This window comes from Dactylosporangium sp. NPDC049525, from assembly GCF_040676755.1.
Taxonomy (GTDB): Bacteria; Actinomycetota; Actinomycetes; order Mycobacteriales; family Micromonosporaceae; genus Dactylosporangium.
In genome coordinates this window covers 196,571-211,557 of record NZ_JBFAPO010000004.1, presented here as the reverse complement: position 1 = coordinate 211,557, position 14,987 = coordinate 196,571, and the positions used below count along the sequence as shown (strand labels likewise).

Sequence of the window (14,987 nt, the reverse complement as noted above, 5' to 3'; positions counted from 1 at the left end):
CTGCCCCGTCGATGACAGTCTACGGAGATCCGACGATGTGTCGTACCCGCCACTCATGCCGGGCCGTCAACTCCACCGTCCGGGCCGCCGCGACCTCCCGGTCGAGGTCCTCCCGGTAGGTGTCGCTGGTGCCGTAATCGGTACGCATCGCGGCGCCGAGAGGACGGCCTCGGTCAGTTCGGCAACCACTTCGACCTCGTGTTGAGCGGTCATCAGCCTGCTGAGCAGGAGGAAATGCGCATCGAGTACGGATGGAGCGATACATACCTGGACGACCTGGGCCGACAGGTTCGGGATGCCCGGGCTACGGAGCTCCGCGCCCGCCGGCTCTGGCGTATCCGACGGATCGCCGACGGGTTGGCCGCCGAAGTCGCTCAGCCGCGGGACGACTAGCCCGGGCGATGGCGGCCGCTGCCGACCGCGGCAGCACGTCATCGTCCGTCCACGACGCTCGTGAGGATGGCTGAGCCGAGTGGCCCGGCCGCCCACAGGTGGCGGGCCATCCGCGTGGTGTTGGTACCGTCGAGCCCGCCGACGATGCGCAGGTGCAGTGCGGCGGCCCGCCGTCGTGGGATGGCCGCGGCGATCGACTCGCGGACCAGGTCGTGCCGGAACCGCACCGAGAACGGACCGCACGGTTCGAGCACGCCGAGGGCCTCCAGTGGGTCGAGGTGATCGAGGCACGTCTGGCCGTCGATGCCGGCGGCGCAGGCGAGCAGCGCGACGTCCACCTCACGACCGATGAGCGCGGCGAGCCACAGAAGGTCCCTGGTGTCATCGTCGAGGCCGGCGGTCCGGTCGCGGACGACATCGCGGACGGTCGAGGGCACCCCGACCGGGTAGCGGCACAGTTCCCGGACGAGGAACGGGTTGCCGCCGGTTCGGGCGTGCATGCCGTCGGCAGGCTCCCGGCCGGTCTCCTGCCGGACCATGTCGGCCAGTTCGTCGGGGCTGAGCGGGCCGAGCCGAATCCGGCGGTGCGTGGGCAGCCGGCTCGCCACGGCGAGGGTCCGGGTGAGCAGCGGGTCGGGCGTGGGCGCCCGGTCGCGGAGCGCGGCAACGACGACGGTGCCGGCCGGTAGCCGTGCCGCCAGATGGTTCAGCATGTCGAGCGAGGCCGGGTCGGCCCACTGGAGGTCGTCGACGACGAGCACCACTGGCCGCTCCGCCGACACCGCGCCGATACGTGCGACCACCCGCTCGTACTGGCGGAAGCCACCCCGTACGGCGGGAGCGGCGGGATCGCCAGTGCCCTCGCGCTCCGGCAGCGCGCGGGCGACCTGCGTCCACGGCCACAGCGCCGGCGTCCCTTCACCCGCGAGGCAACGACCCCACGCGACGAGGGCACCGCGCTCACGTGCTTCCCCGGCGATCTCTTCGAGCAGCCGGGACTTGCCGGCTCCGGGCTCTCCTTCGACCACGACGAACGCCGTTTCTCCGGCGAACGCCGCGTCGACCGACCGCCGCAACACCGTCATCTCCGCGGTCCGCCCGGCCAGCCGCTGCCTCGGCGGCGCCGTCGCCGGTCGCCCACCGTCGGCGGCCGGCCAGGTCGGTGGCTGACGGTGGGCCGCCGTGAGCGCGATCGTCCGGCGCAGAACGTCCTGGTGCGCCGCCCGCAGCGCCGGCCCCGGGTGAACGCCCAGTTCCTTCGCGAGCCGTGCACGGATGCACTGGAACGTCGACAACGCCTCGGCCTGACGATCGGTGGCGGCGAGCACATTGACCAGCGCGGCCTGGACGGGTTCGTGCAGTGGCGCCAGCCAGGCCGCCAACCGCACCGGCCGGAGGACCTGTTCTGGCCGGCCGCCCTGCACCGCCAGGTGCGCGGCCGTCACGCACGCGTCGAAGAACTCGTCGTCGAGCGCGGAGAAGACCGGTGCCGCCGTCGGCTCGTGGCTCAGGCCGTCGCCCGCCCGTCCCCGCCACAGCTCCAATGCCTGGATGTAGGTGGTGAGAGCCTGGTCGTGCCGCTGGGTGCGGGCGGTCCGCACCAGGTCCTGGAACGTGGCGACGTCGACCATGCCGGGACGGGCCGCGAACAGGTACCCGTCGCCGTGACGGAGAAGGAACCGTCCGGTGTCACGGGACGGCAACGTGGGTTCCAGCACCCGCCGCAGTGCACCCACGTACTTGTGCACGATGTTCATCGCGGACGCCGGAACGTCGTCGCCCCAGAGCAGGTCGATGAGCGCGCTGGTGCTGATGGGCCGCCCCGCGTGGGCGAGGAGCACGGCAAGCAGGTACGCCTGCTGCCGGGGCCCGGCGTTGAGTTCGACATCGTCGCGCCACACCCGCAGCGGTCCGAGGATCTGCAGCTTCATGGGCCCTCCGCAGGTTGCGCCGTGAGGTCATGCAAGCAGCGCGGTACGGGCGGATCCACGCAGGAAATTACGCAGAACCTGATCGTTCGTCCTGGCCCGGCCGCCACCCTGTTCCGCCGGCTGGCGCAGGTGCCGGGCACCGACTTCGCGGCGCCCCTCGCCGCGGTGCTCACCGGGACCGCGCTGCCCGAGGTCGAGGAGCGCCTCGACGAACTGGTCGAATACGGGATGCTGCAGCCCGAGGGGGTCGACCGGTACCACCGGCGGAGCTGCGGTCGCTGGTGGTCACGCCCGCAGTGGGGCGTGTGCGAACTCGGCGATGCCTGCGTCGAAGGCGACCGAGGCGGTGAAGCCGAGTTCCCGGCGGGCGCGTTCGGGCGAGGCGACCACGTGCCGCACGTCGCCGGCCCGGAACTCGCCGGTCACCACCGGCGGCGGTCCGCCGATGGCCACTGCCAGCTCCGCGGCCAGCTCACCGACCGTGCGCGGCCGGCCGGAGGCGATGTTGTACGCCCGGAAGCCGCCCGGCGTACCGGCGCCGGTGGCGTCCAGGGCGGCCGCGTTGGCCGCCGCCACGTCGCGGACGTGGACGAAGTCGCGGCGCTGCCGGCCGTCCTCGAACACGCGCGGCGCGGCGCCGCGCTCAAGGGCGGAGCGGAAGATCGCGGCCACGCCGCTGTACGGGGTGTCGCGTGGCATGCGCGGCCCGTACACGTTGTGGTAGCGCAGCGCCACCGCGTGCGCGCCGACGGCGCGGGTCCAGGCCGCGGTCAGGTGCTCCTGGGCCAGCTTGGTGCTCGCGTACACGCTGCGCGGCTCTAGCGGCGCGTCCTCGTCGACCAGTTCTGAGACCAGGGGCGTGGCGCAGCGGGGACAGGTCGGCTCGAACCGGCCCGCCGCCAGGTCGGCCACGTCGCGCGGCCGCGGCCGGACCGGGCCGTGCACCGGGCAGGCGTATCCGCCCTCGCCGTAGACCACCATGGAGCTGGCCAGCACCAGCCGCCGGACCCCGGCCCGGGCCATCTCGGCCAGCAGCACCGCGGTGCCCAGATCGTTGCAGCTCACGTAGTCGGGCAGGTCCGCCATGTCCACGCCCATGCCGACCATCGCGGCCTGGTGCACCACCGCGTCGGCCCCGCCCAGCGCGGCGGCCACGGCCGCGCGGTCGCGGACGTCGCCACGCACCACCGGAGCGTCCACATCGGACAGTGCGGCCGCGGCGGTGCCGTGCGCGGCCGGGTGGAACGCGTCGAACGCGACCACGTCATGCCCGGCACCCACCAGCGCCTGCACCACGTGTGAACCGATGAACCCGGCGCCGCCGGTGACCAGGACCCGCACCCACCGATTCTTCCAGCAATGGCGGCGGTTCGTGGCGTTTTCACCTTCGCCGTACGGTGCCGTCGCCGTGCCGCCTCGCTAGCGTCGGGGTCGTGACGGATGTGGTGCTGCCCTGCCTCAACGAGGCGCCCGCGCTGCCCTGGGTGCTGTCCCGGATGCCCGCCGGATACCGCCCGATCGTCGCGGACAACGGCTCCACCGACGGCTCCGCGCAGATCGCCGCGGACCACGGCGCTGTCGTGGTACACGTGCCGCAACGCGGGTTCGGCGCCGCCGCGCACACCGGGCTGCTCGCCGCCACCGCCGACATCGTGTGCATCTGCGACGCCGACGGCTCCTTCGACCCCGAGCAGCTCCGCCGGGTCGTGGAGCCGGTCCGGCTCGGCGCCGCCGACCTGGTCCTCGGCAGGCGCCGCCCCACGACGAGGCGGGCCTGGCCGCTGCACGCCCGCCTCGCCAACGCACTGCTCGCCCGGCGGCTGCGCCGTGCGAGCGGCGTACCGGTGCACGACCTCGGGCCGATGCGCGCCGCACGCCGCGCGGACCTGCTCGCCCTGGACCTGCGCGACCGGCGCTTCGGCTACCCACTCGAGATGGTCATGGCGGCGGCGCGGGCCGGCTGGCGCATCCAGGAGACCGACGTCGACTATGCTCCCCGCGCGGACGGCACGCGGTCCAAGGTGACCGGCACCGTGCGGGGCACCGCCCGGGCGGTGCACGACATGGCGAAGGTCCTCGCCCGGTGAGCGTCCAGCTGCTGGTCTTCGCCAAAGCGCCGGTGCCCGGGCGGGTGAAGACCCGGCTGTGCCCGCCCGCGAGCGCCACGCAGGCCGCCGCGATCGCCGCCGCCGCCCTGGCCGACACCATCGACGTGCTCGACGTGACCCCCGCCGTTCGGCGCACCCTCGTGCTCAGCGGGCAGTATCCGTCGCCGCCGGGCTGGCGCACCGTGGCGCAGCACGGCACCGGCCTCGCCGAGCGTCTCGTCCACGCCTACACCGACACCGCCCTGCCGGGCACCGCCACGCTGCTGCTGGGCATGGACACCCCGCAACTGACCACGGTGATGCTGGGCTCCGCCGTCGCGGCCCTCGACGGCGGCGCCGACGCCGTGCTCGGCCCGGCCGACGACGGGGGCTGGTGGACGCTGGGACTGCCCGACCCGGCGGTCGCCGCCGCGCTGCACGACGTACCGATGTCCACCCCCGACACCGGCAGGCACACCCTCACCGCGCTGCGCCGGCGTGGTCTGGCCGTCACCCTGCTGGACACCCTGCGCGACGTCGACACCGCCGAGGACGCCTACGCCGTCGCCGCGCTGTGCCGCGGCGGCCGCTTCGCCGCCGCCGTCCGGGCCAACCTGCCCGCCCACGACCCGGCCGCGCCACGCTCCGGACCCGGTTGGGGATGACCCCGCCGCTGCCGCCCGACGGCCGCGGAACGACGGCCGACGACGCCGGGCCGGCAACGCGGGACCCGCGCTCGATGTGGCGCTGGCGACCCGTCCGGCACAGCGTTGCCACCGCGGGTGCGGCGCTGGCCGGCGCCGTGCTCGCCGTGCTGGTGGCCCAGCCGGCCGAGGTGCTGCCGCGACTCGCCGGACCGGTCCGCGCGGTCGTGTTCGTCGGTGGCGCCTGGCTGGTCTTCGCCGCCGGCGGCTGGCTGGTGCGCCGGCTTCCGGTCCGGACCGCGACCGTCCTGATCGTCCTTGGCGGCGCCGCGCTGCCGTTGGCGGCCGCGTCCGCGCCGCCGCGCAGCAGCGACGACATGTACCGCTACATCTGGGACGGCCGGGTGCAGGCCGCCGGCATCGACGCCTACCGCTACGTCCCGGCGGCACCCGAACTGGCTGGGCAACGCGACGACTTCCTGTGGCCCCCACGGGCCACCTGGTGCGTTCCGGCCGGTGCCGTCGACCCCGATCACGGCCGCCCGCTCACGCCCGGATGCACGCTGATCAACCGGCCGGCCGTCCACACCGTCTATCCGCCCGTCGCGCAGGCGCTGTTCTGGGCCACCCAGCAGCTGTCGCCACCGCACAGCCGGGAGCGGCCACTCCAGCTGGTGATGACCGCGTTCGCCCTGGCCACGACGATCCTGCTGCTGGTCGGGCTGCGGTCAGGCGGGGCCGATCCGCGACTGGCGGTCCTGTGGGCGTGGTGCCCGACCGTCGCGCTGGAGGCGGGCAACAACGCCCACGTCGACGTCGTCGCCGTGTTCGTCACCGGCCTGGCCCTGCTGGTCCTCGCCCGGGCCGGCACCCGCCGCGCCACCGCGCTCGGTGGTGTGCTGCTCGGGCTCGCGGTGGCCACCAAGCTCACGCCGATCCTCGTCGCGCCCGCCGTGCTGCGCCGGCGCCCGGTCCTCGTCGCCGCGGCCACCGCCGGCGCGGTCGCCGTGGTCTACCTTCCGCACCTGGCGGTCGTCGGCGCCCGCGCGATCGGCTACCTCCCGGGATACCTCAACGAGGAGGGCTACCTCACCGGTCCACGGTTCGCCCTGCTGACGCTGGTCCTGCCGGACGCCTGGGCCGGGCCCGCCGCGGTCGCCGTCCTCGCCGCCGTCGCGCTGCTGACGGCCCGCACCGCACAACCCGACCGACCGTGGCTGGCCGCCACCACCATGACCGGTGCCGCCCTCATCGTCGCCGCTCCCAGCTACCCCTGGTACGCGCTGCTGCTCCTGCTGCTCGTCGCCCTGTCCGGTCGCACCGAATGGCTGGCGGTGGCCTTCGCCGGATATCTCGCGCAGTACGCCGCCGGCGTACACCTCGCCACCGGCACCGCACAGCGCATCGGATACGGCGCTGCCCTCATCGCAGTCATGGTGGCCGCCATCCGCCGGAGGCGGGCAACGATCTCGCCCCCGGCACCTCCCGTTCGTCATTGCGGCTCGTCATCGTCGCGGCCGGGTGCGCGGCGTTGCTCTTGAGTGCCGATGACCCGGCGGGCACGGCGAAGCGACAGGGCGAAGGCGACCGCGGCCACGCCGAACAGGACGGCGGTGATCGCCAGCCATCGACCGAGGTAGACGTCCAGGGACAGCCCGGTGGCGGCGTGGAACCCGTCGACCATCCTGAAGATCAGCGGGAACCAGACGAGCAGGAGCAGGCCGGACAGGAACGCCGGGACGCGCAGGTAGTTGACCCAGGGCACGGCCGGCAGACGGCCGGCGCGGTGGCGCAACACCGACTGGGCCGACCGGTCGGCGATGGTGTACAGGGGGAACAGGATGAGGTCGTGGCCGACCGCCGCGCCGACGAGCCAGACGGCCACGCCGAGAGGCCGCACGGCGAATAGCCGCATGGCTGCATAGGCCGCCAGGGCGAAGGAGCAGATGAGGGCGAGCAGATGCAGGGGGTTCGCGCCGTACCAGCGGACGAATCGGGCCATGGTCACGTCCGGAAGGTCAGTCCGGCCACCCATTTGGTGTTGTTCACGCCAGGGTTGGCCGGGACGATGACACGGGCGGGGTAGCCGTGGTCGAGCGAGAGCTCTGCGCCGTTCACCCGGAGCGCGAGCAGGGAGCGCGGGTCGCGGATCTGGTTGTCCCGCAGGACAGCGGAGCGGAAGGACCCGCTCTGCTGCAAGGACTCCACGAGGACGTTCGCCACGTCGGGCGGGCCGACGAGGGCGGCCAGGTCGGCAAGCCGCACCCCGCTCCAGTGCTGATCTTCGGTGGACCACCCCTCGACGCAGGCGATCGGCAACGCGGAGGTGTGCTGCGGCAGGTCCAGGACCTGCGCCCGGGTCAGGCTCAGTTCGCGATCGTCGCCACGCACCACCAGCCGCCACGCGGCGCCGACGTCGGCGGCGGTGATGCCGACAGCGGCGGCCGTCTTGTTGATCTGGAAGCCGTTGGGCCCGCTGCCGGGGTCGCGGTTGCGGGGCGCCAGCAGCGCCGTACGCCGAAACGGACCCCCGAGACTCTGTCCGACCGTGAGCGCGAACAGCACCAGGGATCCGGCGCCGACCAGCCCCACCGCGCCCCTGCGCGTCATCGTCGGCGCGGTCGGCTCGGGCGGCACCAGGCCGTCGGGGTCCGCGGGCTCCGGCCGGGTGTGGGCCAGGTCGGTGCGCAGTTCGTCGCGCAGCCTGCGAGCGCGCAGGGCACGCGTCATCCGGCCGATCTTCAGGGCCACGTGGGCGACGAACGCGGCGATGAACACCCAGGCGCCGTAGAAGTGCAGGCTGTAGAAGGAGCCGGGGAAGACGTAGAAGAGCTGGATGTTGAGGATCCCGGTCACGAACTCGAAGATCGCCCCACCCACCAGCAGGAGCAGCGACAGCCGTTCCAGGGCCTGCGCGGCGCTGCGCACCGGTGGCCAGTCGAACAGTTTCGGGATGACCGACCACAGCTTGGCCAGCAGCACCGGAACGAGGACCACGCCGAGCGTGACGTGGAGTCCCTGCGTGAGCCGGTACAGCCAGGCGGGGTGGGTCGGCCAGGCAAACAGGTAGAACCCCAACCACCCCTTGTCCGGGGTGGTGTCGTTGCCCAGATCGGGGTTGTAGGCGGCGTAGGACAGCAGACCGGTCACGAACAGCAGCGTGACGCCGACCAGCAGCAGCAGGCCGAACACTGAGGTGAGCCACGGACCACGGATCGGGCTGCGCCAGAACCCGCGCCGGAACGGACCCGGTGGCGCAGGGCCCGTGTGATCGTCGGGCATCCCACACCTGCCTTCCGCGCATCGGCCAGAGCCGGTACTCCCCCACCGCGACCGCGTCAAACTCCCGATCCGGGGCGGCGACGGCCGCCAGCAACCGTGAATCACATGAGCGGATCGGCACGTATGCCGGTTCGGAACTGTTTCGGACTCGATACCGTGGTTCTCCGGAGGTGGGCCATGGAGCGCGACGGCACCTTGGACGAGGCATTGACCACTGCCCTTGGAGGTGCGGCGCCCGCACTTCGCGAATGGGGCCGGCAACGAGGTCTGACGTATCAGATGGACCGGGTGCTGACCAACGGGCATTCCGGCGCGCTCGTGTGCTTCGTGTTCGAGACCGACACCCACGCCGGCGGCTCATGCAAGCTGCTGCTGAAGCTCGACAACTTTCCGGACGGACCCCTCGACAAGTCGGAGTTCCAGCGGCAGCGGACGGCCCTGCGCGAAGCACCACCGCAGTTCGCCCGGCGGCATCTCACCGAGCTGGCGCCGGAAGGCCATGATCTGGTACGGGTCGGCGACGGCCGTTGGATCGTGTTCCAGCGGATCGCGGGACTCGACCCGCAGGACATCGAGCTGCGCGGCGGTATTGACGAACTGGACATGCTGACCAAAGCCCTGGCGGCGGTGCGCGCCGACGGCTCCGTCAACGCAACCGGGCGCGGCCTGGACGCACCCGTGGTCTGCGATCCCGAAACGTTCGCCGACATCTGCGCCCAGGTCACGAGCGTCGTCCTGTGGGACTGGGCGACCAGAGGCCGGGTGGAGCGGATGGACGCCGCAAAGTACCTCGACCGGCTCCTGCGGGGACGCCTGCAGCCCGGCAAGCCGCTGCACACGCTGTCCGCGCGGCTCAACGGTGCGACGATGCGCCTGCCCGGCCAGCGCGAGGCACTGCCCAACCCGTTCGTGGTGCTGGCACCCGACCAGCCCGGCGGTCAACGGATGATCTCCGCGGTCCTCGGCAGGTGCCACGGTGACCTGCACACGGGCAACATCCTGGTGCCGGTGAACAACCTGAAGGCGCCCACCGCCTTCCGCCTGGTCGACCTGGCCAAGTACCAGTCGGAGGGCCCGCTCGCCCGCGACCCCGCCGGATTGATGCTGTACATCGTGGTCCGGACGCTGCTCGACATCCACACTGATCATCGAAGTGCCCTGATCGAGTTCATCATCGATCCGGACAGCGGCCGCGGCACGCTCCTGCCCGGATGGCTGCAGAAGCTCGTACGGGCCATCAGGGACACCGGCGAACGGTTCGCGCACGAGACCGGCATGCTCCGCGAATGGCGGGAGCAGTGGCTGCTGTCCCTGGTTGCCTGCGCCCTCATCCTGCTCAGCCGCAGCACCACCCCGGACGCCGCCAAACTGTGGCTGCTGCAGTTGGCCGGGCGCGCGGCCGGCGCGTACCTGGGGCCGACATTCACGGCCGCCGAGCACGCCGGGACGACCGTCACCGCGGGCACGGTCGCGGACCTGGTTGCGAGGAAGACGCCGCAGCCAGGTCACACGTGGGTCGCGGCGTTCTGCCCGTACCTGCCGTTCATGGAGGCCACCACGCAGCATCGGCCGGAGCACCGGCCCGAGCTTGACCGCCTGCTGGAGGCCGCGAGAACCGGCACGAACCGCACCGACGAGTTCCGCGAGCTCGTACGGGTGCTCGGCGGCCCGGCCGACCACCTCCGCTCACCGGAGGACGAGCTGGCGCTGAACGACGTCGTCTACTCGTGCCCGATGCAACTGCCCTGCGACCGCGTCGCGAAGCCCGCCGGCCCTCAGGCCGCCGACCCGCGCTGCGAGCTGCGCCCCGGCGTCATGAACCGCGAGTTCTGGTGATGTCCTGAACGAGTTTGTACGAGCGGTGCCGGGGTTGTCCCGGCCCGTCGTACAACGTGTATCCCGCCGCCGCAACGGCGCAGTGTCGCCCTTGGCGGCCACCGCAACACACCTCCGGGCCGCTACCAGCGAGCTCCGGAAGGATTGCGGCAGACCATGTCCAGAATCGTCAGGACCCGCGGCGACCGCCGGCGGGACTCGTTCCAGCGAACGCACCGCGAACGGCGGTACACCCGCCTGCTCCGCCAGCTCTCGGCTCCAGCACCGTCGCCTGCCGGCGGCGGCCTCGCAACGCGCGCCTCCCGCGCCCGATAACCCTGCGGGAGCCCGAATGCGATGTTGCGCAGGCACCGCCGAAAGTACCCCACTCCCTGCCGGGGCATCTGCCGCCACACGGACGGCAGTCCCCGGGTCCTGCTCGACCCCGACGTCGCGGCCGACATCAACGCCGTGCTGCGCCGGTTCCCGTCCACGACGTCAACGGTCCCCGCGCCCGCGGTGGACTACCGCGCGGTGGTCTCGTGCCCGGTCCGGGAACAGCTCATCGCCCGCGCGTACCTCCGCAGCCCGATGTTCAGCCGGGCCGCGCTGCCGTCGTACCGGGCCTTCCGGCTGGACACCCAGCGGCAGTTCGACCTGCTGACCAGGCCGGCCGGCCGTGGCGGGGTCGGCCTCGACGTGCGGATCACCTCGGAAGACCCCTACGAGGACGCAGTCGAGATGATCGCGGACCTGCGCCGCGGGCGGCTCGACATCTTCTCCACCGCGGCGTGCGGCAATCCTCATCCATGGCTGAGCGACGACGACAACGACATGTTCCGCGCGGTGCATGACGTGTTCGGTCACGCCGCCGCGGGGCGCGGCTTCGACCGGCACGGTGAGGAGGCCGCCTGGCTCAAACACGTCCGGATCTACAGCCCGGCGGCGCGCTCTGCCCTGACCGCGGAGACCAGAGGCCAGAGCAGTGTGGTCTTCGCCGGTCTGGCCGAAGGGTTTCCGGTCCAGAAGCTGATCCGGCTGCCTCGGCGGTTCACCGACCCGGCCCAGTTCAGTGTCGCACGGTAGTGCGGCCACGACGGTGCTACCGTACCGTCGTGCTACCCCGAGCCGCCCGCGCGGAGTACGCGCGGCAGCTGCTGGCGAGATTTGAGGAGACCGGCGATCCTGCCGACCTCATCCACGCCGAGTCCCTCGCCCGCCGGGTCGTCGCGCAGTGCCCTCCCGACGACCCGGCGCGCGCCGGCTACCTGTCGAACCTGGCGTTGATGCTCCGCTCCAGATTTCGGGTGGAGGGCGACCCGCAGCTGCTGGACAGCTGCCTGCAGGTGCATGAGGCGGCCATCGATGCCGCCGCGCCCGACGACCCGGACCGCCCGGCGCTGATGATCAACTTTGCGGTGTCGTTGCGGGTGCGCTTCACCAGGACCGGCAGCCGCGCGGACCTCGACCGAGCGGTGGCGCTCACGCGGGCCGCGGCACCCGCTGTCGCCGATCATCCGCAGCGCGCCGCACTGCGCGCCGCGATCGTCTCGGTGCTGCGCACCGCGGCCGAGCACAGCAGCGCTCCCGGCGACCTGGCCGAGGCGATCGACCTGGTCACGGCGGAGCTGGACGGCACCGGGGACCCGGCGGAGCAACGGCGGCTGCGGCTCACCGGCAGCGCACTGCTGCGCCTGCGCTTCATCAGGAACGGCGACCCGGAGGATCTGGACCGGTGCGTCGCACTGGCCGGCGCCGCGGCGGACCTGCCGCTCACCCACCCCGACGGCCCCTCGGTGCACTCGACGCTCGGTGCCGCGCTCTTCCTCCGGTACCAGCACTCCGGCACGGCCGAGGACCTGCGTCGTGCGGCGCTGGTGCTCACCGCGGCGCTGGATGCGATGCCGGCGCACCACACCGGGACGTCGGCGATCGCCACGAACCTTGCCGCCGTGCTGCACGCACGGTACGACGCCACCGCCGATCCGGCGGACCTCAGCTCGATGATCACCGTCGGGGAGCTCGCCGTGCGGACCGCCCCGCCGGGCGGCGCCACCAGGGTCGCGGCGGCGGCCAACCTGGCGTCCGCCTACCTGTCGCGCTGGCAGCGGACCGGGTCGACCGACGACCTCGACGCCGCGGTGACGCTCCGCCGGGACGCCATCGCCGCCGGACCCGGGCCCGAGCAGCTGGCGACCCTGCTGTCGGGACTGGCCACCACGCTGCTGGACCGCTACGAGCGGCTCGGCGATCCGGACGACATCGACGCCGCCGTCACCGCCGGTCAGCGCGCTGTCAACGCCACCACGGACCGCTCGCCGGAGCGCGGCCGCTTCCTGGCAAACCTCTGCGCCGCCCACCGGGCCCGCTACGACCGGACCGGCGACGTCGCCGATCTCACCGAAGCACTCCGAACGGGACGCGCGTCGGTCCAGGCGACCGCACCGGACGACCCGGGCCTCCCCCGCCGGCGCTCGGCACTCGGGCTCGTGCTGTTGCGCAGCGCCACTCGGACCGGCGATGCCGGCGAGCTCGACGAGGCCGTGGAGCTCGGCCGGCTGGCACTCGCCGCAACACCGGCCGGCCGCCGGCTGCGCCCCCGGATGCTGGTCAACGTCGCGAATGCGCTGCGCGTCCGCTACGAACGCACCGGCGATCTGGCAGACCTCGACGAAGCCGTGCTGGACGCGCGGGCGGCCGTTGCCGCAACGCCGGGCGACGATGCTCTGCGCCCGCGGCGGTTGGCGATGCTCGCCACCTCGGTGCTGCGCCGCTTCGAGAGCCTCCGGCAGCGGACGGACATCGACGAGGCCGTCGACACGGCCGCCGCGGCGATCGACGCCACCCCCGCAGATCACCCGCACCGGTCGATGTACGCGGCGAATCTGGGCCTGATGACGTTCCGGCGGTTCGAGGCGTTCGACGTCCGGGCAGATCTCGATCGCGCCATCGACGCCGACCGTCAGGCCGTCGTCGCCAGCGCCGCGGATCACCCGGACCGGCCCGGTTACCTGTCGAACCTCGTCGCCCCGCTGCTGCGCCGGCACGCGCTGGACGGCGGCGACGCCGACCTCGCCGATGCCGTGGCCGCCGCCGAGGCGGCCGTGTCCGCAGACAGCGGCGCGCCGGACAACGGCGGCTTCCAGTTCAACCTCGCCATGGCCCTGCGCGCCCGCTTCGTCAGCGTCGCCGGCACATCGTCAACGGCCCCGGCCGGCGACGTCGCGGCGGCCGCCGAGGCGTTCCAGCGGTGCTCCCGCTCCCCCACCACGATGCCGGTGATCCGCGCCGCCGCGGCCGCCTACCGAGCCGAACTGGTTGCGGCCATGTCCCCCGCCGCGACACCTGAGGACTGGGTTCCTGCGGGCACCGCGTACGCCGAGGCCCTGGACCTGCTGCCGATGCTCGCCGGACGCAGCCTCGGCTGGGACAGCCGCCACGCGCAGCTGGCCCGCCTCGCCGGTCTCGGCAGTGACGCCGCCGCCGTGGCCCTGCACGCCGGCGACCGGCTCCGCGCGGTGGCGGTGCTGGAGCAGGCCAGAGGCATCCTGCTCGGACAGGCCGCGGACCAGCGCCGGGACATCGGCGCATTGCGCCTCGCCGACCCGCGGCTGGCCGACGAGTTCGAGGAGATCCGCGACGTCATCAACGCCGACACCACGCCGACCAGCGAGCTGGACGCGTCACCGGGCGTGGTCGCCGCCTCGGCGACCCGGCGGCGGGCGGCGGCCGCCCGCTTCGACGACGTGATGGCCCGCGTCCGGGCGCTGGGCCTGCTCCGCGATCCGGAACCTGAGGACCTGCTGGCGGCGGCGGCCGGCGGGCCGGTCGTCGTCGTCAACGTCTCGCGGTACCGCTGCGACGGGTTGATCATCCGGACGGCCGGTGTGGAGGTCGTGCCGCTGCCCACGCTCCGGCACGAGGACGTCACGGCGAACGCGCAGCTGTTCCTGGCTGCGACAGCCGCCAACGACTGGGACAGCAACCCGACGATCCTGCGGATCCTGGGCTGGCTCTGGGACGACGTCGTCGCGCCGGTGCTCGCCTCGCTGACAGCCGCCGAGGCGGGCCGGCTCTGGTGGCTGCCGACCGGTGCGCTCGGGGTGCTGCCGCTGCACGCCGCCGGGCGCGGCGAGCTGTCGCTGCTCGACGTGAGCGTCTCGTCGTACACCTCGACGCTGCGGGCACTCATCCGCGCCCGCGGTTCCACCGGGACGGCCGCGACCGCCGGGACAGCACCGGACCTGGCCTCGCGTCCGCTCGTCGTCGCGGTGCCCGACGCGGGCGCCCGACCCACCCTGCGCCGCGCTGCCGACGAGTGCCGGGCCGCCGCCGGCCGTCTGCATGCCACCGCGATCCAGACCGGCGCCGGCGCCGCGTGCGGCGAGGTCCTGGACCGGCTGCGCGACGCCGATTGGGCGCACTTCGCCTGCCATGCGGTCACGGACCTGTCGGACCCGGCGGCAAGCGCCCTGATCCTCGATGACGGGCCGCTGCGGGTCCGTGACATCGGGATCCTGCCCAGCGGCGATCGTCGCCTGGCGTACCTCTCGGCGTGTACCACCGCGCTGACCGGCGGCCTGCTCGTCGACGAGGCGATGCACATCTCGTCGATGTTCCAGCTGATCGGTTTCCGGCACGTGGTGGGGACCTTGTGGCGGGTCGACGACGACGCCGCCTACGACCTGGCCGTGGCGACCTATCACCGGCTCGCCGCCGGTCTTGAGCCCGCAGCGGCCGTCAACGCCGCCGTTCGCGCCCAGTACCAACGCTATCCGGCGAACCCGATGCTGTGGGGGGCGTTCGTCCATCTCGGTCCGTGACCACCGGCCCGG

12 protein-coding genes are annotated in these 14,987 nt (G+C 73.2%); 6 read left to right on the top strand and 6 right to left on the bottom strand.

What is annotated here, in order from left to right:
- Positions 1-19: 19 nt before the first annotated feature.
- The 4 genes from AB0K00_RS09755 to AB0K00_RS09740 all read right to left on the bottom strand — a co-directional run bounded on the left by AB0K00_RS09755 (position 20) and on the right by AB0K00_RS09740 (position 3,665).
- Complete coding sequence (locus AB0K00_RS09755; RefSeq protein ID WP_363518088.1) at positions 20-148, bottom strand: hypothetical protein; 129 nt, start codon at positions 146-148, stop codon at positions 20-22.
- Between the two features lie 283 nt (positions 149-431).
- Positions 432-2,324, bottom strand: a complete 1,893-nt coding sequence (locus tag AB0K00_RS09750; RefSeq protein WP_363518086.1) for a BTAD domain-containing putative transcriptional regulator — start codon at positions 2,322-2,324, stop codon at positions 432-434.
- Between the two features lie 27 nt (positions 2,325-2,351).
- The gene (locus AB0K00_RS09745) at positions 2,352-2,585 is read right to left on the bottom strand and encodes a hypothetical protein (protein WP_363518084.1); all 234 of its coding nucleotides are present in this window, start codon (positions 2,583-2,585) and stop codon (positions 2,352-2,354) included.
- A 24-nt stretch (positions 2,586-2,609) separates the two neighbouring features.
- Positions 2,610-3,665, bottom strand: coding sequence for an NAD-dependent epimerase/dehydratase family protein (locus tag AB0K00_RS09740; protein WP_363518082.1), 1,056 nt, complete (start codon positions 3,663-3,665; stop codon positions 2,610-2,612).
- Positions 3,666-3,757: 92 nt separating this feature from the next.
- Here AB0K00_RS09740 and AB0K00_RS09735 point away from each other — a divergent pair, with 92 nt between their 5' ends.
- Genes AB0K00_RS09735 through AB0K00_RS09725 form a run of 3 tightly spaced genes read left to right on the top strand, consistent with a single transcriptional unit; the run spans position 3,758 to position 6,596 of the window.
- Positions 3,758-4,411, top strand: coding sequence for a glycosyltransferase family 2 protein (locus AB0K00_RS09735; RefSeq protein ID WP_363518080.1), 654 nt, complete (start codon positions 3,758-3,760; stop codon positions 4,409-4,411).
- Positions 4,408-5,076 carry a DUF2064 domain-containing protein gene (locus AB0K00_RS09730; protein WP_363518078.1) on the top strand — a complete coding sequence of 223 codons (669 nt, stop codon included), beginning with the start codon at positions 4,408-4,410 and terminating at the stop codon, positions 5,074-5,076. Before AB0K00_RS09735 ends, AB0K00_RS09730 begins: the two co-directional genes overlap by 4 nt.
- Positions 5,073-6,596, top strand: a complete 1,524-nt coding sequence (locus AB0K00_RS09725; protein WP_363518076.1) for a glycosyltransferase 87 family protein — start codon at positions 5,073-5,075, stop codon at positions 6,594-6,596. The genes AB0K00_RS09730 and AB0K00_RS09725 overlap by 4 nt, the downstream gene beginning before the upstream one ends.
- Here the strand turns inward: AB0K00_RS09725 and AB0K00_RS09720 are convergent.
- Positions 6,548-7,063: a hypothetical protein gene (locus AB0K00_RS09720; protein WP_363518074.1), complete on the bottom strand. Its 516-nt coding sequence runs from the start codon at positions 7,061-7,063 to the stop codon at positions 6,548-6,550. The genes AB0K00_RS09725 and AB0K00_RS09720 overlap by 49 nt on opposite strands.
- On the bottom strand, positions 7,060-8,337 hold the full coding sequence (locus tag AB0K00_RS09715) for a molybdopterin-dependent oxidoreductase (RefSeq protein ID WP_363518072.1): 1,278 nt from the start codon (positions 8,335-8,337) through the stop codon (positions 7,060-7,062). The genes AB0K00_RS09720 and AB0K00_RS09715 overlap by 4 nt, the downstream gene beginning before the upstream one ends.
- A gap of 177 nt (positions 8,338-8,514) precedes the next feature.
- Here AB0K00_RS09715 and AB0K00_RS09710 point away from each other — a divergent pair, with 177 nt between their 5' ends.
- The 3 genes from AB0K00_RS09710 to AB0K00_RS09700 all read left to right on the top strand — a co-directional run bounded on the left by AB0K00_RS09710 (position 8,515) and on the right by AB0K00_RS09700 (position 14,975).
- Positions 8,515-10,173, top strand: coding sequence for a hypothetical protein (locus AB0K00_RS09710; RefSeq protein WP_363518070.1), 1,659 nt, complete (start codon positions 8,515-8,517; stop codon positions 10,171-10,173).
- Between the two features lie 336 nt (positions 10,174-10,509).
- Positions 10,510-11,238, top strand: coding sequence for a hypothetical protein (locus tag AB0K00_RS09705; RefSeq protein ID WP_363518068.1), 729 nt, complete (start codon positions 10,510-10,512; stop codon positions 11,236-11,238).
- A gap of 29 nt (positions 11,239-11,267) precedes the next feature.
- The gene (locus tag AB0K00_RS09700; protein ID WP_363518066.1) at positions 11,268-14,975 is read left to right on the top strand and encodes a CHAT domain-containing protein; all 3,708 of its coding nucleotides are present in this window, start codon (positions 11,268-11,270) and stop codon (positions 14,973-14,975) included.
- Positions 14,976-14,987 lie beyond the last annotated feature (12 nt).